The organism is Limnohabitans sp. MMS-10A-192, from assembly GCF_003063335.1.
GTDB lineage: Bacteria > Pseudomonadota > Gammaproteobacteria > Burkholderiales > Burkholderiaceae_C > Limnohabitans_A.
The window spans coordinates 203,306-224,755 of sequence record NZ_NERX01000006.1 but is presented as its reverse complement, the minus strand read 5'-3'; the positions used below and the strand labels follow the sequence as shown (position 1 = coordinate 224,755).

The window sequence follows — 21,450 nt, the reverse complement described above, 5'->3', positions numbered from 1 at the left end:
AGATGCTGTCACCCCGGGCTTGACCCGGGGTCCATGGTTTCGCAGCCATGGATGCCGGGTCAAGCCCGGCATGACAGGAAAATGGCGTCTGCGATCATTTGACCACCTCGCATGCCGTGCCCCTTTTTGAATTTGAGAATGACCTGTATGAACCAACTTGATGCGCTTAAAAAATTCACCACCGTGGTCGCGGACACCGGTGACTTCAAGCAATTGGCTCAATTCCAGCCGCAAGACGCGACGACCAACCCCTCCCTGATCTTGAAGGCGGTGCAAAAGCCCGAATACGCGCCCTTGCTGAATGAGGCGGTCGCCGCCCACCGTGGTCAGCCGATGGACGTGGTGATGGACCACCTGCTGGTGCGTTTTGGGTGCGAGATTTTGGCCACCATTCCCGGCCGTGTGTCCACCGAGGTGGATGCGCGTTTGAGCTTTGACACCGCGGCCACCGTGGCGCGTGCCCGCCGCATCATGGCCTTGTACGAAGCGCAGGGCATCCCGCGCGAGCGTGTGCTGATCAAGATCGCCTCGACCTGGGAAGGCATTCAAGCTGCGGCCGAGCTGGAGCGCGAAGGCATCCGCTGCAACCTGACACTGCTGTTCGCGTTCTGCCAAGCGGTGGCGTGCGGTCAGGCCAAGGTGCAACTGATTTCGCCCTTTGTGGGCCGCATTTACGACTGGTACAAAAAGACCGCAGGCGCCGCTTGGGACGAAGCGGCGAAAGCGGGTGCCAACGACCCCGGCGTGCAGTCGGTGCGGGCCATCTTCAACCATTACAAAAAGCATGGCATCGCCACCGAGGTGATGGGGGCGTCGTTCCGCAACATCGGTCAGATCACGGCGCTGGCTGGGTGCGATTTGTTGACCATCAGCCCTGAGTTGCTGGCGCAGTTGGCCGCGACCGAGGCCCCCTTGAGTTTGGCGTTGGATGCTGCTGCCGCTCAGGCGATGGATTTGCCAGAGGTCGCCTATGACGAAGCGTCGTTCCGTTTGGCGCTCAACGAAGACGCCATGGCCACGGAGAAGCTGGCCGAAGGCATTCGCGCGTTCTGCGCCGATGCCGTGAAACTTGAAGACCTGATGAAGAAGGCCTGAGATGCGTTGTGACAAGACTGCTGCCTGGAGCCAACTGCAGCAACATGCCGAGAGTTTTGCCGGATTTGATTTGCGCACGGCTTTTGCAGGCGATGCCACACGTGCGGCCCGTCTGAGCCAGTCCGCGCCGCATGTGTTTGCCGACTTGTCCAAGAACCACACCGACGCGGCCACCGAAGCCTTGCTGATGGAACTGGCCCGTCAAACAGGTTTGGCTGCGCACCGCGATGCGATGTTCCGTGGCGAGGCGATCAACCACACCGAAGACCGTGCCGTGATGCATTGGTTGCTGCGCCAGCCTGAAGGCTCCTTGACGGGCGATCTGGCGCAGCCACTGGCGTTGGTGCACGGCACGCTTGAGCCCATGCTGGCGTATGCCGAGCAGGTGCGGGCCGATGCGCAGATCACCGATATTGTGAACATTGGCATTGGCGGCTCGGACTTGGGCCCGCAGATGGCGGTGCTGGCGCTGCAAGACTTTGTGTTGTCGGGTAAGCGTTTTCACTTTGTGTCTAACGTCGATGGCCATGAATTGGCGGCTGTGCTCAAAGGCCTCAAGGCTGAGAGCACGCTGTTCCTGATCGCGTCCAAAACCTTCACCACCATCGAGACCATGACCAATGCGCGTTCGGCGCTGGGCTGGTTCCAGGCGCAAGGTGGCAGCGATGTGGCGCGGCACTTTGCAGCGCTCACCACCAACGTGGCCGCCGCAGCCGAGTTCGGCATCCGCACCACCTTCGGGTTTTGGGACTGGGTAGGTGGCCGGTATTCGATGTGGTCGGCCATTGGCTTGCCGGTGGCGATCGCCATTGGGGCGCAAGGCTTCAAAGACCTGCTGGCCGGTGCGCATGCGATGGATCAGCATTTCCAAACCGCGCCGCTGGAAGAAAACTTGCCTGTGCGCTTGGGATTGCTGGACGTTTGGTACCGCAACTTTTTGAACTACACCAGCCGCTCGATTGCGCCGTACCACAGCGCTTTGCGCCGGGTGCCGGCCTACCTGCAGCAGTTGGAGATGGAGAGCAATGGCAAGCGGGTGGACCGCAATGGCCAGGCTTTGTCTTACGGCACATCACCCGTGCTGTGGGGAGAGCCGGGCACCAACGGGCAACATGCTTATTTTCAGATGCTGCACCAGGGCACCGACATCGTGCCACTGGAGTTCATCGCGGTCAAAAAGCCCACACACAGCCTGAAAGACCACCACGAGCTGCTGCTGGCCAATGTGATCGCACAAGCTCAGGCGCTCATGCAAGGCAAGTCGGACGCAGGCGGGCACAAGCATTTCACCGGAAACCGGCCCAGCACCTTCTTGTTACTCGATGAACTCACGCCCACCAGCCTGGGGGCTTTGATCGCGCTGCAAGAACACCGCGTGTTTGTGAGCGGCTCGGTCTGGGGCATCAACAGCTTTGACCAGTGGGGCGTGGAGCTGGGCAAAGTGTTGGCCAAAGACATCCACGCACGCATCGTGTCAGGGGATGCATCGGGGCTGGACGCGTCGACCGCCGCCTTGTTGCAACGCGTGCGCAGCTGAAGGCGAGAGCGCTAAAGCCGCTGTGCTTTAAGTGATACCGAATGCTCAGGGGCCAGCGATAAACTGGCCCCATGACGCCTTCCATAGACCGCCTGCTGCAAAGCATTGATGCCAAGCGCGACGAGGTCGTTGCGCTCACGCAAGACCTGGTCCGCATCCCCACCATCAACCCGCCGGGCGATGCTTACGAAGCCTGCGCGCACCTGATTGGCGAGCGCCTGGCGCGCAAGGGTTTTGCGGTGGAATACGTGCGGGCCATCGGCGCACCCGGCGACAGCGACAGCCACCCGCGCACCAATGTGGTGGCGCGTTGGCAAGCGCCCCAGCCGGGTGAATGCGTGCATTTCAACAGCCACATCGACGTGGTCGAAGCCGGGCCCGGTTGGACCTATGAGCCCTTTGGCGGGCAAGTGGCCAATGGGCGCGTGTATGGCCGGGGCACTTGTGACATGAAGGGCGGCCTGGCCTCGAGCATCATCGCCTGCGAAGCCTTGATCGAGTCGGGCTTGCCCGTGTCTGGGGCGCTGGAGATCAGCGGCACGGTGGACGAAGAGTCGGGCGGTTTTGCCGGCGTGGGCTATTTGGCCGAGCGGGGCTACTTCAGCAAGCCACGTGTGCACCATGTGATCATCCCCGAGCCCTTGGGGGTGGACCGCATTTGCCTGGGGCACCGCGGCGTGTGGTGGGGCGAGGTGGAGACGCGTGGGCGCATCGCGCACGGCTCCATGCCCTTTTTGGGCGACAGCGCCATCAACCACATGAGCGCTTTCATCCATTTGCTCGAAACGCAATTGCAACCGCGCCTGCAGGGGCGCCACACGGCCGAGCCGGTGGAGCCACCGGGTGCACGCGTGAGCACGCTCAACATCAACAGCATCCACGGTGGCCAAGTGGAGCAGCGCTACAGCCTGGACGAGCGGGGCTGGCCGACAGGCGATTTGCCAGCGCCCGTGGTGGCGCACCTGTGCAAGGCGGTGCTGGACCGGCGTTTCATCGCCGAAGAAAACCTGGAGGCCGTCAAGCAAGAGATCGTGGACATGCTCGAAGAGCTCAAGCGCACACGCCCGGGCTTTGACTACGGCATCCGCGAGATCATGAGTTTTGTGCCGACCGCCACCCCCAAGGATGCGCCGGTGGTGGATGCCACCGCACGCGCCATTGCCCGGGTGCTGGGCCGTGAGCCCAGTTACATCGCCAGCCCGGGCACTTATGACCAAAAGCACATCGTGCGCAGCGGCAAGCTGCGTGACTGCATCGCCTATGGCCCCGGCATTCTGGATCTGGCGCACCAGCCCGACGAATATGTGGGCATCCAGGAACTGGTCGATTCGGCCAAGATCATGGCCTTGGCGGCGCTGCAATTGACGGGCCGGGGCACGCCTTAAGCGCCTGCTTGGGCGGGACACTGCAGCATCTGCGTGATGCACTGTTGCATCAGTTGTAACCGCAGGTTTGCTTTGAGAGACGATGTGGCATTAAATCCATTTTTATCAAAAAATAACACATAAATCTGTTTTTTGTGTTTATTTGCGTCCTTTAAAACTAATTCATTCCCGTAGAATACGCCGCTTACCGCCAAACTCAGACGCCGCGACGGGCCTGCTTGGTGTGTATTGAATGGCCAAGTTGGGGGCCTCCAAAAGAACAACCCCGGGAGTGTTTATGCAATTGATTTGGGTATCCGGGCCCACAGCCCGGGTGGTGGCGGTGTCCATCACAGCGCGCAAGGTCTTGGTTTCTGTGCTCGGCGTGGCCTTGGCTTTGTTGGTGCTCGGTTCCTTGTTTCAATTCATTGGCCTTCGTGTGGCTGTTGAATACGCTCCCTCGCTGGCCCAAAGCATGGGTGGGGTCACCAGCCAGGCCGAACAACTCAAGATCGAGGCGGAGTACCGCACCAAGCTCGAAGGGCTGCATGGCCAACTGACATCGGTCACCGATCGGTTACGCGACATTGAGGAACAGAAAAACAATTTCCTGAGTCGACTGGGCATTGAAAGTTTGATCTCCAGTGGTTCGCGTCGCAAGGCCGATACGGCAGGCGGGCGTGGCGGCCCTTTGAAAGCCCTGCCTTTTTGGCAGAACCGGGCAACGGATCTGAACAGCGAGCTGGAGATGACCGCTCAACAAATTCAGGACTTGGAGAAAACGCTGATCCAAAAACAAGACCAGTGGAAACGCGATCTGGCGAAGCTGACGCAATTGCCCACGGCCTTGCCTTTGACGCAGGAGTTTTCCATCACCAGTGGTTTTGGTGTGCGCGCCGACCCGATGAACCACCAGACCAGCATGCATGAAGGCATCGACTTTGTGGCGCCTGTGGGTACACCGATTCGTGCAACGGCGGATGGCCAGGTTTTGCGTTCAGGTCGTGCAGGCGCTTATGGCGAGATGATCGAAATTGAGCATGCCGATGGCTTTGTGTCCCGCTACGCCCATTTGAGCCGCCGCCATGTCAATGAAGGCGACAAAGTGGCGCACGGTCAACTGATTGGGCTGCTGGGCAACACGGGCCGCTCGACCGGCCCCCATTTGCACTATGAAGTGACTTATCAAGGGCGGGCCATGCACCCGGCCAAAGCTTTTGCGGCTTGGGCGCGTCAACGCCTGCAGCCTTGATGGAAGTTTGAATATTCAGAGGAGACCCACCATGTTCAGCATCAAGAAAAACAGCAACACCCCTTTGGTCAAGAGCCAAGAACGCTTTGATACCCTGATCGGTCGTCAGACTGAAATCCAGGGTACGTTACGTGTTGTGCAAAGTGTGCGCATCGATGGCAAGGTCATCGGCAACATCGAGGCCTCCAAAGAAAACGCCATCACGGTGGTGATCGGTCTGGAGGGCGAAGTTCAAGGTGATGTGATCGCCAGCCGAGTGATTGTGGCGGGCAAGGTGGCAGGCAACATCGATGCGCATGAGCGTGTGGAATTGATGGCCAGTGCCTTGGTGCAAGGCGATGTGAAATACGGCTCCATTGCTGTTGAGCACGGTGCCCGTTTGATGGGTCTATTGCTGCAGGTGGATGCTTCGAAGCCGCAGGTGCGCCAGGACCAAGCCCAAACTGCGATCACCAAAGCCAAGGCCACCGGCAAGTCCTGATCAGAAGCGCGTGGCTGGGGAGTTTGCAGTTTCCAGCAGTGAGCCATGAATAAACCGTGAAATTCATTATCATCACGGCATGACATTCTTAGCCATCGATGTGGGCAATACCCGTTTGAAATGGGCGTTGTACGACCGTCCGCACCCCCAAGCCCAATTGATGGCGCATGGTGCGGAGTTTCTGGAAAACATCGACCGCTTGTCGGATGGCCCTTGGGCCGATTTGCCGGTACCCGGGCGCATGCTGGGCTGTGTGGTGGCGGGTGACGCCATCAAGCGCCGCGTGCAGGAGCAAATGGAGTTGTGGGACTTCACCCCGCAGTGGGTCGTGCCCAGCCTCTCTGAGGCTGGCGTGACCAATGGCTACGACCATCCTTCGCGTTTGGGCTCGGACCGGTGGGTGGCCATGATCGGTGCCCGTCAGCGCATGCTGGCGCAAGGCCCGGCCAGGCCTTTGGTGGTGGTGATGGTCGGCACCGCAGTGACCGTTGAGGCCATCGATGCGGATGGGCGGTTCCTGGGCGGCTTGATCTTGCCGGGCCACGGCATCATGCTGCGCGCCCTGGAGTCCGGCACCGCCGGGCTGCATGTGCCCACCGGCGAGGTGCGGCCCTTTCCGACCAACACCAGCGATGCGCTGACCAGCGGCGGCACTTACGCGATTGCCGGCGCTTGCGAGCGCATGGTGCAGCACCTGCGCGAGCACACGGGACAAGAGCCCATGTGCGTGATGACCGGCGGCGCGGGCTGGAAGATGGCGCCCAGCATGTCGCTGCAGTTCGAGTTGGTGGACAACCTGATTTTTGATGGCCTGCTGGCCATGGCCGATCAGCGTTTCAACAAGGTCGACAAGCGCTGAGCAGACGTTTTCAGGGCGCGTTGTCGCTGTAGGCCGCGGTCAACGACTGCAGGTGCGCTTGCAGTTGTGGGCTGGCCATGTAGGGCGTCAGCAAGGCCAGCACGTGTTTGGCGCCTCGGCTCAAGGCCAGACTGGCACTGGCGGGCTCCAGCGCCTGGCGCGGGTTGCGCACGTATTCGTAGCTGAGCCAGTAGGTGGCCATCACCGACATGCTGGCCGAGAGCGTCTCGACGCTGTCGGGGTCGATGCGCATCAAGCCCGCAGCGGCCAACGATTCGAGCAATTGCCTGAATGCCTGTGTCTTGCGCTCAAGCACGGCATGGAAATGGGTTTCCAGATGGCGATTGCCCGACAAAAGGTTGTTCAGGTCGCGGTACAGGAAACGGTGGTTCCAGACCTGTTCAAACAGCGAATGCAAAAAGAACCAGGCATCTTCCACATCGTGCACATCGGCAGCCGCATCGAGCAGGCCCAGCATGGCGGCTTCGTAGCCGTCAAACAGGTGGTTGACCAGCGCGTCCTTGGAGGGGAAGTGGTAGTACAGATTGCCCGGACTGATGTTCAGCTCTGCCGAGATCAGCGTGGTCGAGACGTTGGGCTCACCAAATCGGTTGAACAGCTCCAGCGTGACCTCTGCGATGCGCTGGGCGGTGCGGCGTGGGGCTTTCTTGGCCATGCGGGTCGGCAGCGAAGGCTCAGGCTTTGCGCGGTGTGCGGCTGGCCTTGGGTTTGGCGACCGATTTGGCCGGGGCTTTTGCCGGTGCTTTCACAGCGGCTTTGCTGGCGGGCTTGACGGGTTTGACCGCAGCGGGCGATGCGCTGGCTTTGGCCAATTGGGCTTCCAGCTGGGCCACGCGTTCGGTCAAGGCTTGCAGGTCGTACAGCGTGGGCATGCCCAGGCGCTGCAGGGCTTTGGCCACACGGTCTTCAAACAGGTGTTCCAGGCGGTCCACGCGCACCGTGGCTTGTTGGCCAAAGTCGCTGGCCAGGTGGCTCAGGCGTTCGGTGGCGTCGTGCAGGCGCTGCTGGGCTTCGGCCTGGCTTTTGCGCTGAAAGGCCAGGCCGTCGTTGACCAGGGCCTCTATGGCTTTGCTGCCTTGCTCTTGCGCTTTGGCCATGGCACCCAGACCGGCCAGCCAGATTTGGTGGGTGGGGGCGGGGGCTGCAGTGTTGTCTGCTGCGGACTTGTCAGAGGCGGTAGATTTGGCCATGCGATAACTCCTGATGGAGTCCAGACTTTAACCTGAGCCGCCGCGCATTGCTTCTAAAATCTGCGCATCGGCTGCCCTGCGTGGCCACTTCACGGCACCGAGCCCCAGCGACAAGTCCGGGGCGCATTTCCTGGTTCAGGCTTTCATGAAAATTCTTCTTCTCGGCAAAAACGGCCAGGTCGGCTGGGAGCTGCAACGCAGCCTGGCCCCCTTGGGTGAACTGATCGCGCTGGACCGTCACAGCACCCCACTGTGCGGCGACTTGTCCAAGCCAGAAGCCTTGGCGCAAACCGTGCGCGATGTGCGCCCCGATGTGATCGTCAATGCCGCAGCCCACACCGCGGTGGACAAGGCCGAGTCCGAGCCCGATGTGGCCCGCACCTTGAACGCCGACGCGCCCGCAGCCTTGGCCCAGGCGGCGGCAGAAGTGGGGGCTTGGCTGGTGCATTACTCGACCGACTATGTGTTCAATGGTGAAGGCCAGACGCCTTGGCAAGAAAGCGATGCCACCGGCCCTTTGGGCGTGTACGGGCAGACCAAGCTCGAGGGCGAGCAAGCCATTGCGGCCAGTGGCTGCAAGCATTTGATTTTCCGCACCAGCTGGGTTTATGCCGCATGCGGCGGCAACTTTGCCCGCACCATGCTGCGCTTGGCACAAGAGCGTGAGCGCCTCACGGTGATCGACGACCAGCGCGGCGCCCCCACGGGTGCAGACCTGATCGCCGATGTGTCGGCGCATGCCATCCGTCAGGCCTTGGGCACGCAAGACGCCAGTCTGTCGGGCCTCTACCATCTGGTGGCCGCAGGCGAGACCAGCTGGCATGGCTATGCCGTGCATGCGATTGAGCGGGCGCGGCAGCTCAAGCCCGACGCCGCCTGGAAGGTGACCGAGATCGCGCCGGTGCCGACCTCGGCTTTCCCGACGCCGGCGCGCCGCCCTTTGAACTCGCGTTTGAACACGCAGCGTTTGCAGCAGGCCTTTGGCTTGACCTTGCCCGCCTGGCAGCAAGGCGTGGACCGTCTGCTGGCCGAGATGCTGTGAGCGCTGAAAACCGCCCATCGCTTGCGGCACAATCCTTTCACCTTTCGATGTACTTTGATACCTGACGCCACATGACCGACACCACTGCAGCGCCTTCTGTTTCCCCACGCGACCAAGCCCAGATCCTGGCGCAGGCCATGCCCTACATCCGCAAGTTCCACGGCAAGACGCTGGTCATCAAATACGGCGGCAACGCCATGACCGACCCGGCCCTGCAGCAAGCCTTTGCCGAAGACGTGGTGCTGCTCAAGCTGGTGGGCATGAACCCGGTGGTGGTGCACGGCGGCGGCCCGCAAATTGAAAACGCCCTGAGCCGTCTGGGCAAAAAAGGTGAGTTCATTCAGGGCATGCGCGTGACCGACGCCGAAACCATGGAGGTGGTCGAGTGGGTGCTGGGCGGCGAAGTGCAGCAAGACATCGTGGGCATGATCAACCGCGCAGGAGGCAAGGCCGTGGGCCTGACGGGCCGCGACGGCGCCATGATCCGTGCCAAGAAATTGCGTTTGATCGATGCACAAGACCCCGGCAAAGAGCTGGACGTCGGCCAAGTGGGCGACATCGTCAGCATCGACCCGTCCATCTTGAAGGCGCTGCAGGACGATGCTTTCATCCCGGTGGTGAGCCCCATCGGCTTTGGCGAGAACAACGAGAGCTACAACATCAACGCCGATGTGGTGGCCGCCAAGCTGGCCACGGTGCTGCAAGCCGAAAAGTTGCTGATGCTCACCAACATCCGTGGTGTGCTCGACAAAGAGGGCAACTTGCTCACCGAGCTGACACCCCACCGCATCGACGAGCTGTGCGCCGATGGCACCATCAGCGGCGGCATGATCCCCAAGATTGCCGGTGCATTGGATGCCGCCAAGAGCGGCGTGAACGCGGTTCACATCATTGACGGCCGCGTGCCCCACGCCATGCTGCTGGAAGTGTTGTCCGAGCAGGCCTTCGGCACCATGATCAAAAGCCGCTGAAAACGGGTTGACGACAAGAACAAATCGAAGGGGAGACATGTCCGAGCACGAAGACAACAACACCGAGGCGACCGAAGATGCGGCGCCCACACGCAAGCGCCCGCGTCCAGGTGAGCGACGTTTGCAGATACTGCAAACCCTGGCGGCCATGCTGGAGGCCCCCGGTGCCGAACGCGTGACCACCGCCGGGTTGGCGGCCAAGATCGGTGTGAGCGAAGCGGCTTTGTACCGCCACTTTGCGAGCAAGGCCCAGATGTTCGAAGCGCTGATCGACTTTGTGGACCAGTCGGTGATCGGTCTGATCCGGCAGGTCACGGACCGCGAGCCTGTGGGGCCCAACCAGGCCGCCCGCATCGTGGCTTTGCTCTTGCAGTTTGCCGAGAAGAACCCGGGCATGTGCCGCGTCATGACCGGTGACGCGCTGGTGCTGGAGCACGAGCGCTTGCAAGAGCGCATCAACCTGCTGTTTGACAAGATCGAATCGCAACTGCGCCAGTCGCTCAAGGGCTTGGCGTCCGACACGCCAACGGCTGACGCTCAGATCGCGGCGTCGGTGCTGGTGGCCTTCATGCAAGGGCGCTTGCAGCGCTTTGCCCGTTCGGGTTTCAAGCGGCTGCCGTCAGAGCATTTGCAAGCGGCGTTGGCTCGGATGCTGTAACTGGCCGCAGGCGGTACCCGCCCCAGTGCCGTCGTGACACTGGACCGGTGGTTTTCCTGCCGGGAAAAGTCCATCTGAGGACTTGGGTATTCTCCTGATAAGCAAGCATCCTGTTTCGCTTTATAGTGTTCAAGACCCTTATGCAATGTCCTTGTCTTGACTGGAGTATCCGATGAAGCGTCGTTCCCTTTTTGCTGTGGCCACATTGGCCGCTGCGCTGTTGACCCCCTTTGTTGCGCAAGCCCAGGGCAAGACCCTGCGCGTGGTGCCGCACGCCAACGTGACGATCCTGGACCCGATCTGGTCCACGGCGTTTGTCACGCGCAACCACGGCTACATGATTTACGACACCCTGTTCGGCACCGACCTGGCTGGCAAAGCCAAGCCCCAGATGGTGGACAAGTGGAACGTGAGTAAAGACAACTTGACCTGGACCTTCACGTTGCGCGACGGCCTGGAGTTCCACGACGGCAAAGCTGTGACCAGCGAAGACGTGGTGGCCTCCATCAAGCGCTGGTCCAGCCGCGACAGCTTTGGTGGCGTGCTGGCCAAGAGCGTGGACAGCTACGCCACGCCTGACGCCAAGACCTTTGTGATCAAGCTCAACAAGCCTTTTGGCGTGATGCTCGAAGCGCTGGGCAAGCCTTCTTCCAACGTGCTGTTCATCATGCCGGCGCGCATTGCCGCCACGCCCGGCAGCGAGCAGATCAAAGAGCACATTGGCTCAGGCCCCTACAAGTTTATGCCCGGCGAATACAAGCCTGGTGAGCGCCTGGTCTATGTGAAGAACGACAAATACAAGCCGCGTTCAGAAGCCCCTGACGGCACCACCGGCGGCAAGCAGGTGAACTTGGACCGCGTGGAGTGGGTCATCATCCGTGACCCGCAAACCCAGTTCAATGCGCTGGTGGCCGGTGAAGTCGACATCGTCGAGCAACCCACCTTCGAGCAATACGCTTCGCTCAAGGCCCAAAAAGACATCCAGCTGGTGGACGCCCAGCCTGCAGGCCTGCAGTTCATCCTGCGCTTCAACCACCTGCATGCGCCGTTCAACAACGTGAAGATCCGCCAGGCCGCCATGGTGGCACTGGGCCAAGAGGCACACCTCAAAACGCAGGTCGGTGCACCCGGCATGTACACCTTCTGCAAGAGCATGTACCCCTGCGGCACGCCCTTGGCCAGTGACAAGACCGGCATCTACACCGGCATGGCCGACCCCAAGAAAGCCGCTGAAATGCTCAAGGAAGCCGGCTACGACGGCACCCCTGTGGTGCTGATGCGCCCCACCGATCTGGCCGCGATCGCCAAACTGCCCTTGGTGGCCAAGCAGCAATTGGAAGCTGCGGGCTTCAAGGTGGACATGCAGCAAATGGACTGGGCCACCCTGGTGGCACGCCGCGCCAAGAAAGACGCACCGGCACAGGGCGGCTGGAACGCCTTCATGACCGCCTGGACAGCGGGCGACATCTTGAACCCCCTGACCATGGCCATGATGAATGCCGCGGGTGACAAAGGCTGGTTCGGCTGGCAAGACGACAAACAGATCGAAGAGCTGAAGGTCAAGTTTGCCCAGTCCACCACCGATGCGCAGAAAAAGCAGATCGCCGAGCAGATCCAGCTGCGCGCCATGGAGACCGCCACCCACGTGCCACTGGGCCAGTACTTCAACCCCGCAGCGCTGCGCAAAAACATCTCGGGCCTGGTGCCCGGCGGTGCGCAGGTGTACTGGAACATCAAGAAGAACTGACCGCTTTTGTGACCCCCCACAACAGCTGAAGTTCTATGCTGAGATTCCTGCTGCAGCGCCTGCTGGCGCTGATCCCCGTGCTGTTCACGGTGGCGATCATCGTGTTCCTGATCCTTCGGCTCACGCCGGGGGACCCGGCCGCCGTGATCGCGGGCAACAACGCCACCAACGAAGACATTGACCGCATCCGCGAGCAGCTGGGCCTGACCAAGCCCCTGCTCACGCAGTTCATGATCTGGCTGGGTGGGGTGCTGCAGGGCGATTTGGGTTATTCCTTTTACCTGGGAAAGCCCGTCACCGAGCTGATCGCCCAACGCATTGAGCCCACCTTGTCTCTGGCCGCTGGCACCATGGTGCTGGCCGTGCTGGTGGCGGTGCCGCTGGGCACCTTGGCCGCTTGGCGCATGGGCGGCTGGCTGGACCGCTTGCTGTCGGGCTTTGCGGTGGCCGGGTTCTCGGTGCCGGTGTTTGTGATCGGCTATGTGCTGATCTACATTTTTTCGATCCAACTGCAATGGTTGCCTGTGCAGGGTTACCGCCGCTTGTTCGGTGAGTTCTCACAAGGGGTGGGGGCCTGGGCTTACCAGCTGGTATTGCCCTGGTTGTCGTTGGCCACCATCTATGTGGCGCTCATCGCCCGGGTCACGCGCGCCAGCGTGTCCGAGGCCCTGACCGAAGACTACATCCGCACCGCCCGCGCCAAAGGCGTGACCGAGCAGGTGGTGCTGCTGCGCCACGCGCTGGCCAATGCGGCGGTGCCCATCGTCACCGTGATCGGCATTGGCATTGCTTTGCTCATTGGCGGCGTGGTGGTGACAGAGACGGTCTACGCCATCCCCGGCCTGGGTTCGCTCACGGTGGATGCGGTGCTCAACCGCGACTTTCCGGTTATCCAGGGCGTGGTGCTGTTTTTCAGCGTGCTGTACGTGGTGATCAATTTGTTGGTGGACTTGAGCTACCTCTGGCTCGACCCCCGGATCCGTTACTGATGAACACCATCTTTCGAAAACTTCTGGCGCACACCACCGTCCGTTTGGGCCTCGGTGTGCTGGGCCTGCTGATCCTGATCGCTTTGACGGCCCCTTGGCTGGGCACCGTGGACCCGGCGGCCATGGACTCGGCCAACATCAACACCGCCGCCGGTGTGGTCGGGCAGTTCGGTTTGCTGGACGGCACCAGCGTGGCCCACACCTTCTGGATGGGCTCAGACAACTTTGGCCGCGACATCTACAGCCGTGTGCTTTACGGCACCCGCGTGTCTTTGCTGGTGGGCTTGTTCACCGCCGTGGTGGCTTTGCTGGTAGGCGGCACTTTGGGCATGCTGGCCGGTTACTTCCGTGCGCTCGACATGGTGCTGATGCGCTTCATGGATGGCCTCATGGCCATCCCTGCGATCTTGCTGGCCATCGCGCTGGTGGCGGCCTTGGGGGCGCAGTTGTGGACGGTGGTGGTGGCGATCGCCATTCCAGAAATCCCGCGGGTCACGCGCCTGGTGCGCTCCTTGGTGCTGACTTTGCGCGAAGAGCCTTTTGTGGAAGCGGCCAAGGCCCTGGCCACGCCCACGCCGGTCATCTTGTTGCGCCACATCCTGCCCAACGCGATGGCCCCGCTGATCGTGCAAGGCACCTTCATCGCGGCCAGTGCGGTGCTGACCGAAGCCATCCTGAGCTTCCTCGGCCTGGGCCTGCCCGCCGACATCCCGACCTGGGGCAACATCATGGCCGAGGGCCGGGTGCAGTTCACCCAGTACCCGGGCAATGTGCTGTTCCCGGCGCTGTTCCTTGTGCCCACGGTGCTGGCCATCAACCTGCTGGGGGATGGCCTGCGCGATGTGCTGGACCCCAAATTCGCGAAGCGGAGCGGCACATGACGCAGGCTGTGTTGTCTATTCGTGGCCTGTCGGTCGCCTTGCCCACGGGCGGTGACCGAGCACACGCCATCACCGAGGTCTCGCTCGACATCCTGCCGGGCCAGACGCTGTGCGTGGTGGGCGAGTCCGGCTCGGGCAAATCCGTCATGGCCACCACCGTGATGGGCCTGCTGCCCAAAGAGCTTCGGTCTGTGGCAGGCGAGGTGTTGCTTCAGGGCGAGTCCTTGCTCAATGCTTCGACGCTGCGCCTGCGCCAGTTGCGCGGCAAGGCCATGGGCATGGTGTTTCAGGAGCCCATGACGGCCCTGAACCCGGTCATGACTTGCGGTGACCAGGTCGACGAGTTGCTGTCCACCCACACCGACTGGCCTGCCGAGCAGCGGCGTGCCGAAATCTTGCGGGTGTTCGAGCGCGTCAAACTGCCCGACCCGGCGCGCATGTTGCGCAGCTACCCGCACCAACTCAGTGGCGGTCAGCGTCAGCGCATCGTGATCGCGATGGCGGTGATCTTAAAGCCCGCATTGCTGATTTGTGACGAGCCGACCACCGCGCTCGACGTCACCACCCAAAAAGAAATTTTGCGATTGATCGCCGACCTGCAGCGCGAGCAGGGCAGTGCGGTGCTCTTCATCACCCACGACATGGGCGTGGTGGCCGAGATCGCTGACCAGGTGCTGGTCATGAACCAGGGCCAGGCGGTCGAGAGCGGCGACTGCGCGCAAGTGCTGCGCCGCCCCCGCGCCGAGTACACGCGCCAGCTGCTGGCCGCCGTGCCCGGCATGACGCCGCCACCTTCCAAACCCGAGCCCCAGGGGCCTGCTCTGCTGTCGGGCCAAGGTGTGGGCAAGACCTACATCAGCCACGACTGGCTGGGCCGCAGCCGACCCACCGCCGCCCTCATGGACGCGGCTGTGGCCGTGCGTGCTGGCGAGACGGTGGGCATCGTGGGCGAGTCGGGTTCGGGCAAGTCAACTTTTGCACGCTGCTTGATTCGATTGATCGACCCGACCGAAGGCCGGATTTTGTGGGACGCCGATGACGTGGCCCGCATGCCCGAGCGTCAGTTGCGCCCGCTGCGTCACCGTGTGCAGGTGGTGTTTCAAGACCCCAACCGTTCGCTGAACCCGCGCCGCACCGTGGGCCAGTCCATGGTCGAAGGCGCGATGAACTTTGGCCAGACCCGCGAACAAGCCGAAGCCTTGGCGGTGGAGCTGATGGCGCAGGTGCGCTTGCCGGTAGAGGCTTTGAAGCGCTACCCCAGCCAATTCAGCGGCGGCCAACGCCAACGCCTGGCCATTGCCCGTGCCTTGGCTTGCCGCCCCCAGGTGCTGGTGGCCGACGAGGCGGTGAGCGCGCTCGATGTGAGCGTGCAGGCACAAATCCTCAACCTCCTGCGCGAGGCGCAGTCTCGCTTGGGGCTGGGCCTGCTGTTCATCACGCACGACCTGCGCGTGGCCGCGCAGCTGTGCGACCGCGTGATCGTGATGCACCAAGGGCGCATCGTGGAGCAAGGCCGTACGAGCGACCTGTACGCGAACCCGCAGCAGGACTACACACGACGGCTGTTTGACGCTGCACCGGCCGCATTGCCACCCCTGGACTGAACACAAGAGACGCTGCATGACCCGCATCCTGATCGCTGGCTACCAGCACGAAACCAACACCTTTGCGCCCAGCCTGGCCGATTGGGCCGCCTTCAACACGGGCGAGAACTTTCCGGCCTTTGTGCGCGGGCAGGCCATGCAGGCTCAGCTCACGGGCATCAACATCCCGGTGGGCGGCTTCATCGACGCGGCCAAGCGCGAAGGCTGGCAGCTCGTGCCCTCGGCTTGGGCCGGGGCGACGCCTTCTTCGTATGTGACCCGCGACGCTTTTGAGCGCATCAGCGCCGCCATCCTCGAGGATGTGCGCGCAGCGATGGTGCAAGGGCTCGATGGGGTGTACCTCGACCTGCACGGCGCGGCCGTGGCCGAGCAGGCCGACGACAGCGAAGGCGAGCTGATCGCCCGCATCCGCGCAGTGGTCGGCCCGCATCTGCCCATCGTGGCGAGCTTGGACCTGCACGCCAACGTGACCGAGCGCATGCTGCGCTTGGCCGATGGCCTGGTGTCTTACCGCACTTATCCGCACATCGACATGGCCGACACCGGCGAGCGCGCTGCCGTGCTCATGCGCGAACACCTGCGTGCGGGCACCAAGCGACCGGTGCAGGCCAAGCGCTTGCCCTTTTTGATTCCGCTCAACGCGCAAAGCACCTGGATGCAACCGGCCCAGGGGCTCTACGAAACCCTGGCCAGCATCGAAGCCGAGACGGGCTGCATGCTGAGTTTTTGCATGGGTTTTCCGGCCTCGGACTTTGCCGAGTGCGGCCCTGTGGTGTGGGGCCATGGTGGCTCGGTGGAGTCTGCCGTGCAGCGCTTGTACGAGCGGGTGAGCGAGCCCGGCCAATGGCGCCCCGATGTGCTGCCCGCCCGCGAAGCGGTGGCCCAGGCCCTGTCGGTGGCCGAATCGGCCAGCGCCCCGGTGGTGGTGGCCGACACACAAGACAACCCCGGCGCAGGCGGTGACAGCAACACCACGGGCATGCTGCATGCGCTCTTGCAGCAAGGCGCTGGCAAGCGCTGGCCTGGTCAGGTGGCTTTGGGTTTGCTCTATGACCCGGCGGTGGCCCGCAAGGCCCACGAAGTGGGTGTGGGCGCCAGCCTCGATGTGGCCCTGGGCAAAGCTGTGCCCACGTTCACCGGGCAAGACAGCGACCCGCCCGTGCAAGGCCGCTTTGTGGTGCGTGCGCTGGGCGCAGACGATTGCGAACTCAAAGGCCCGATGATGACGGGCGTGAAGGTCCGCATTGGCCCTTGCGCTTGCCTTGAAATCGATGGCGTGCTGGTGGCGGTGGCCAGCGGCAAGATGCAGATGCTCGACCGCGAACTGTTCCGCGCCGTGGGCATCCAGCCCGAGCAGATGAAGCTGCTGGTGGTCAAAAGCTCCAACCATTTTCGCGCTGACTTCACACCCACTGCCAGCCGCGTGTTGGTGGCCAAGGCCGCTGGCCCCATGGCCGCCGACCCGGGGGACTTGCCCTGGAAAAAACTCAGCCCCCAAACCCGCACAAGACCTTGACACTTGTCCGTGACGCTCGGCCTTGACGGGCCTGGCGTGACCTCAACACCCCTTGGAGACCCGCATGAGCACCACCGACCTGACCCAATGCACCGCGCACGAACTTGTTCAGCTGTACCGCACCGGGCAGGCCAGCCCGGTGGAGGCCACGCAGGCGGTGCTCTCGCGCATCGATCGCATCAACCCCAAGATCAACGCGTTTTGCCTGGTGGATGCCAAAAGCGCCCTGGCCAGTGCCCGCGCCAGCGAGGCCCGCTGGCAAGCGCACCGCAGCACCGGTGCCCCCGTGGGGGAGCTCGATGGCGTGCCCACCAGCATCAAAGACCTGATCCTCACACAAGGCTGGCCCACCTTGCGCGGCAGCCGTACCGTTGACCCCCAGCAACCCTGGGATGTGGACGCCCCCGCCACAGCACGCCTGCGCGAAGCGGGTGCGGTGCTGCTGGGCAAAACCACCACGCCGGAGTTTGGTTGCAAGGGCGAAACCAATTCACCCGCCACCGGCATCACCCGCAACCCCTGGAATCTGAACCACACGCCCGGTGGTTCGTCGGGCGGCGCTGCAGCTGCTGTGGCCGCAGGTTTGGGGCCGCTGGCCGTGGGCACAGACGGTGCAGGCAGCGTGCGCATCCCGGCCGCGTTTTGCGGCAACGTGGGCCTCAAACCCAGCTTTGGCCGTGTGCCCGCTTACCCCTTGTCGCCGTTCGGCTCGGTGGCGCACCTGGGCCCGCACACCCTGAGCGTGCGCGATGCGGCGATGATGATGAATGTGCTCAAAAAGCCCGATGCCCGCGACTGGACATCTTTGCCGCCCGAGGCGAGCGACTACACCGTGGGCCTGGAAGACGGCATCCGGGGCCTGCGCATCGCGTATTCGCCCACGTTGGGTTATGCCCACAACGTCCACCCCGACATCGCGGCGGCGGTCGATCAGGCTGTGCAAAAACTCAAGGACCTGGGCGCCCATGTGGAGCAGGTGGACCCCGGTTTTGACGATCCGCTCGACATCACCACCGGCCTGTGGTTCCTTGGCGCTCACACCGTCTGGTCTGGCCTCAGCGCTGAGCAGCAGGCGGTGGCCGATCCTGACTTTCGGGCTGAAGCGCAATTGGGTGCGCAGCTCAGCGCACAGCAGATTCAGCAGCTCCACCAGCGCCGTGGCGTGCTGGGCTCGCACATGCGCCAGTTCATGCAGCGCTACGACCTCTTGGTCACGCCTTCGGTGTCGATTCCGGCTTTTGAGGCGCGGCCTGCAGGCACGGTGACGATGGACCCGGTCAGCATGCTGGGCTGGACCCCGTTCAGCTACCCCTTCAACCTGACGCAGCAGCCAGCCATCACCGTGCCCTGTGGTTTGACGAAGGCGGGCTTGCCCATGGGCCTGCAGATCGTGGGCCCGATGTTTGGCGATGCCTTGGTGCTGCGTGCAGCGCGGGCCTACGAGTCGGTGCAGCCGGTGGCGCGCCCCAGCATGGGCTGAGCCTGTCGCTGAGGGCTGTCACCAGTTCCACAGCGTCCCATCGTGCTGCAGCCGGTTCACCGGCAAATAAGCCCGCTGGTACGGGTACTTGGCGGCCAGCTTTTCGTCGATGTCCACCCCGTGGCCAGGTGATTCTCCGCAGTACATCATGCCGCGCTCAAAGCGGTAGTCGTGCGGGAAAACCGAGAGCATTTCTTCGCTGTGGGGCATGAACTCTTGCACACCAAAGTTGGGCACCCAGGTGTCAAAGTGCAGGGCCGCGCCCATGCACACGGGCGACAGGTCGGTCGCGCCGTGGCAGCCGGTGCGGACTTGGTACAGGCTGGCCAAGTCGGCGATTCGGCGCAGGTGGGTGATGCCGCCCGCGTGGACCACGGTGGTGCGGATGTAGTCGATCAGCTGTTTTTCGATCAGCGTCTTGCAGTCCCAGATGCTGTTGAAAATTTCACCCACCGCAATTGGCGTGGTGGTGTGGTGGCGTATCCACTGGAAGGCGTCCTGGTTTTCGGCCGGGGTCGGGTCTTCCATCCAGAACATGCGCACCGGCTCCAGCGCTTTGCCCAGTTCCCCTGCCTCGATGGGCGTTAGGCGGTGGTGCACGTCGTGCAGCAAATGGACGTCGGGGCCCACGGCTTCGCGCACGGCTTCAAACAGGCCGGGGGTGTGGCGCAAATACTTTTCGGTGCTCCAGTCGTGTTCGCTGGGCAAGTTGCCGTCGGCGGGCTCGTACATGCGGCTGGCACCATGGTGGCCACTCACGCCATAGACCTTGTTCAAGCCCGGCACGCCGCTTTGGGCGCGGATGGCCAGGTAGCCTTCTTCCTTGTGGCGCAAAACTTCGTCCACGGTTTCTGCCGTGTCGCGGCCGTTGGCGTGGCCGTAGACCATCACCCCGGTGCGGCTGCGCCCGCCCAGCAGTTGGTACAGCGGCATGTTCGCCATCTTGGCCTTGATGTCCCACAGCGCGGTGTCCACGGCTGCAATGGCGCTCATGGTCACCGGGCCACGCCGCCAGTACGCGCCTTTGTAGAGGTATTGCCAGATGTCTTCGATCTGCTGCGGGTCGCGCCCCATCAGGCATGGCAGAACATGGTCTTCGAGGTAGCTGACCACGGCCAGTTCGCGGCCGTTGAGCGTGGCGTCGCCCACGCCGTACACGCCCTGGTCGGTCTCGATTTTTAGGGTGACGAAGTTGCGGCCGGGGCTGCAGACGATGACGCGGGCGGCGGTGATTTTCATGGCTCAGACTTCCTGCTCAAGCAGTTGCTGGATGGCTGCATCCACACCGTGCTGCATGACTTGTTGGTGCCAGTGTGTGACGCGGGCGGTCCATGCGGCGTGGCCTGGCAAGTTGTTGCCCCACAGGTCTTCGCGGGCCAGCAGGGCGCGCACGCAGGCCTCGGGTTCGGTGCGTTGTGCAGCGCCAATGGCCATGAGGCTTTCAGCTTGCGGGTCGTTCAGGGCGTAGGCCTGGCCTTGCTCGTCCACGCTGAGCGTGTAGCGCAAGAAGACGGCTGCGGCCAGTGCGTGGTGTTCAAACGAAGCGCCTTGGGCCATTTGCCCCAGCACAGACGGAGGCCAACGCTGCGGAATTTTTTGTGAGCTGTCGGTGGCGATCTGGTGCACGCTGTGCTTGAGGTAAGGGTTGCCAAAGCGGGCGATCAGCGCGTCGCGGTACTCGGCCCAGTCGCTGCGAGAGAGGTGTGGCGAGACTTCTCGGCTCATCAGACGGTGCACAAAACTGCGGATGTGCGGCACACCGATGCAGCTGGCAATAAACGGCCTGCCGGTCACCGCGCCCATGAGCGCCATGGCCGAATGGCTGCCGTTGAGCATGCGCAGTTTGGCTTCTTCGTAGCTGTGCACATCACCCGTCACGCGCACTCCCGCGCTTTGCAGCAGGGCCGCGTCGGCCGGGTCGGCCAAGCGGTCTTCGATCACCCATTCCCAAAAGCCTTCGGTGCTCAGTGCGCATTGATCTTGAACGCCCAATGCCTCGTGTGCGGCGGCCATCACCTCGGGCGTGGCCGCAGGCACGATGCGGTCGACCATGCTGCACGGGAAGGCACAGTGCGCGTCCAGCCAGCGCAGCACGTCGGCGTCTTGTGCAGTAGCCGCTGCTTTCACCATGGCCTGCAGCTTGTGCCCGTTGCCTTGAAGGTTGTCGCACGAGGCGATGGTGATGCCGGGCAAGCCTGCTTGCTGGCGCATGCGCAAGCCGTCCAGCAGCAGTTGGGCGAGGGTGGGTGTGTAACCTTTTTCTGTGACGGTGAGCGTGACCCAGCGCGTGCTGGGCGCGGCGATGGCCTGCACCACCGCATCGCGTTCGGTCGCGGCAACATTCATGCGCCACAGCGCCCCGGGCACTTGCCATTGCACGCCTTGCCCGTCGGCCACGCGCACGGCATACAGGCCGTCTTGTGCGCGCAGCTGGTTCACCAGATCGGGCCGTGTCATGCCCACGCCGTGGATGCCCCAGCGCATGTCGCCACTGGCCAGCAGCTGGTCAAACACCATGGCCTGGTGGGCACGGTGAAAGGCACCCAGCCCCAAGTGCACCACGCCGGGGGCGTGGGCCGTGCGCTCATACGTGGGGGTGTGGATGGCAACGGGGAGCGCTGGCAGTGTGGCGGTAGAGAGGTTCATGGTGCAGGCCGGTGTGCTGGGTGGACTGAGGTCGGGGCTGTTGACAGAAGGTTGTCGTCACGGTGAATTTTTGTCATACCGGACTTGATCCGGTATCCATGGTCGTTGGAGGCATGG

At 62.9% G+C, this 21,450-nt stretch carries 19 protein-coding genes; 15 read left to right on the top strand and 4 right to left on the bottom strand.

All coding sequences use genetic code 11. The annotated features are described in order from the left end of the window. Nucleotides 1-147: 147 nt before the first annotated feature. The 6 genes from tal to B9Z43_RS13615 all read left to right on the top strand — a co-directional run bounded on the left by tal (nucleotide 148) and on the right by B9Z43_RS13615 (nucleotide 6,588). The gene (gene tal / locus B9Z43_RS13640; RefSeq protein ID WP_108326487.1) at nucleotides 148-1,095 is read left to right on the top strand and encodes a transaldolase; all 948 of its coding nucleotides are present in this window, start codon (nucleotides 148-150) and stop codon (nucleotides 1,093-1,095) included. A 1-nt stretch (nucleotide 1,096) separates the two neighbouring features. Then, a complete protein-coding gene (gene pgi / locus B9Z43_RS13635) occupies nucleotides 1,097-2,632 on the top strand; it encodes a glucose-6-phosphate isomerase (protein WP_108326486.1) in 1,536 nt (511 codons plus the stop codon). A gap of 71 nt (nucleotides 2,633-2,703) precedes the next feature. Continuing rightward, complete coding sequence (locus tag B9Z43_RS13630) at nucleotides 2,704-4,017, top strand: acetylornithine deacetylase/succinyl-diaminopimelate desuccinylase family protein (RefSeq protein WP_108326485.1); 1,314 nt, start codon at nucleotides 2,704-2,706, stop codon at nucleotides 4,015-4,017. A 277-nt stretch (nucleotides 4,018-4,294) separates the two neighbouring features. Continuing rightward, nucleotides 4,295-5,248, top strand: a complete 954-nt coding sequence (locus B9Z43_RS13625; RefSeq protein ID WP_158270122.1) for a M23 family metallopeptidase — start codon at nucleotides 4,295-4,297, stop codon at nucleotides 5,246-5,248. Between the two features lie 31 nt (nucleotides 5,249-5,279). Beyond that, the gene (locus tag B9Z43_RS13620) at nucleotides 5,280-5,729 is read left to right on the top strand and encodes a polymer-forming cytoskeletal protein (protein WP_108326483.1); all 450 of its coding nucleotides are present in this window, start codon (nucleotides 5,280-5,282) and stop codon (nucleotides 5,727-5,729) included. A gap of 79 nt (nucleotides 5,730-5,808) precedes the next feature. Beyond that, nucleotides 5,809-6,588, top strand: coding sequence for a type III pantothenate kinase (locus B9Z43_RS13615; protein ID WP_108326482.1), 780 nt, complete (start codon nucleotides 5,809-5,811; stop codon nucleotides 6,586-6,588). Nucleotides 6,589-6,598: 10 nt separating this feature from the next. On the opposite strand, the gene B9Z43_RS13610 is transcribed toward B9Z43_RS13615, so the two are convergent. Next, nucleotides 6,599-7,264 (bottom strand): TetR/AcrR family transcriptional regulator, encoded by a 666-nt coding sequence (locus B9Z43_RS13610; protein ID WP_108326481.1) that lies wholly within the window; start codon nucleotides 7,262-7,264, stop codon nucleotides 6,599-6,601. Between the two features lie 19 nt (nucleotides 7,265-7,283). Then, the gene (locus tag B9Z43_RS13605) at nucleotides 7,284-7,799 is read right to left on the bottom strand and encodes a phasin family protein (RefSeq protein ID WP_108326480.1); all 516 of its coding nucleotides are present in this window, start codon (nucleotides 7,797-7,799) and stop codon (nucleotides 7,284-7,286) included. 145 nt (nucleotides 7,800-7,944) lie between these two features. On the opposite strand from B9Z43_RS13605, the gene rfbD reads away from it, so the two are divergent. The 9 genes from rfbD to B9Z43_RS13560 all read left to right on the top strand — a co-directional run bounded on the left by rfbD (nucleotide 7,945) and on the right by B9Z43_RS13560 (nucleotide 18,687). Next, nucleotides 7,945-8,841, top strand: a complete 897-nt coding sequence (gene rfbD / locus B9Z43_RS13600) for a dTDP-4-dehydrorhamnose reductase (protein WP_108326479.1) — start codon at nucleotides 7,945-7,947, stop codon at nucleotides 8,839-8,841. Nucleotides 8,842-8,912: 71 nt separating this feature from the next. After that, a complete protein-coding gene (argB, locus tag B9Z43_RS13595) occupies nucleotides 8,913-9,812 on the top strand; it encodes an acetylglutamate kinase (RefSeq protein ID WP_108326478.1) in 900 nt (299 codons plus the stop codon). 37 nt (nucleotides 9,813-9,849) lie between these two features. Next, on the top strand, nucleotides 9,850-10,470 hold the full coding sequence (slmA, locus tag B9Z43_RS13590; RefSeq protein ID WP_108326477.1) for a nucleoid occlusion factor SlmA: 621 nt from the start codon (nucleotides 9,850-9,852) through the stop codon (nucleotides 10,468-10,470). 172 nt (nucleotides 10,471-10,642) lie between these two features. After that, nucleotides 10,643-12,217, top strand: a complete 1,575-nt coding sequence (locus B9Z43_RS13585; protein ID WP_108326476.1) for an ABC transporter substrate-binding protein — start codon at nucleotides 10,643-10,645, stop codon at nucleotides 12,215-12,217. Nucleotides 12,218-12,252: 35 nt separating this feature from the next. Beyond that, nucleotides 12,253-13,206 (top strand): ABC transporter permease, encoded by a 954-nt coding sequence (locus B9Z43_RS13580; RefSeq protein WP_108326475.1) that lies wholly within the window; start codon nucleotides 12,253-12,255, stop codon nucleotides 13,204-13,206. Then, nucleotides 13,206-14,087, top strand: a complete 882-nt coding sequence (locus tag B9Z43_RS13575) for an ABC transporter permease (RefSeq protein WP_108326474.1) — start codon at nucleotides 13,206-13,208, stop codon at nucleotides 14,085-14,087. Before B9Z43_RS13580 ends, B9Z43_RS13575 begins: the two co-directional genes overlap by 1 nt. Next, complete coding sequence (locus tag B9Z43_RS13570; RefSeq protein WP_108326473.1) at nucleotides 14,084-15,691, top strand: ABC transporter ATP-binding protein; 1,608 nt, start codon at nucleotides 14,084-14,086, stop codon at nucleotides 15,689-15,691. The genes B9Z43_RS13575 and B9Z43_RS13570 overlap by 4 nt, the downstream gene beginning before the upstream one ends. Before the next feature lie 16 nt (nucleotides 15,692-15,707). Then, nucleotides 15,708-17,207 carry a M81 family metallopeptidase gene (locus B9Z43_RS13565; protein WP_108326472.1) on the top strand — a complete coding sequence of 500 codons (1,500 nt, stop codon included), beginning with the start codon at nucleotides 15,708-15,710 and terminating at the stop codon, nucleotides 17,205-17,207. A gap of 64 nt (nucleotides 17,208-17,271) precedes the next feature. Next, complete coding sequence (locus tag B9Z43_RS13560; RefSeq protein ID WP_108326508.1) at nucleotides 17,272-18,687, top strand: amidase; 1,416 nt, start codon at nucleotides 17,272-17,274, stop codon at nucleotides 18,685-18,687. Nucleotides 18,688-18,705: 18 nt separating this feature from the next. On the opposite strand, the gene manD is transcribed toward B9Z43_RS13560, so the two are convergent. Both manD and B9Z43_RS13550 read right to left on the bottom strand, forming a co-directional pair. Continuing rightward, nucleotides 18,706-19,926 (bottom strand): D-mannonate dehydratase ManD, encoded by a 1,221-nt coding sequence (gene manD / locus B9Z43_RS13555; RefSeq protein WP_108326471.1) that lies wholly within the window; start codon nucleotides 19,924-19,926, stop codon nucleotides 18,706-18,708. A 3-nt stretch (nucleotides 19,927-19,929) separates the two neighbouring features. Further along, nucleotides 19,930-21,333, bottom strand: a complete 1,404-nt coding sequence (locus tag B9Z43_RS13550; RefSeq protein WP_108326470.1) for a mannitol dehydrogenase family protein — start codon at nucleotides 21,331-21,333, stop codon at nucleotides 19,930-19,932. Nucleotides 21,334-21,450: the final 117 nt, after the last annotated feature.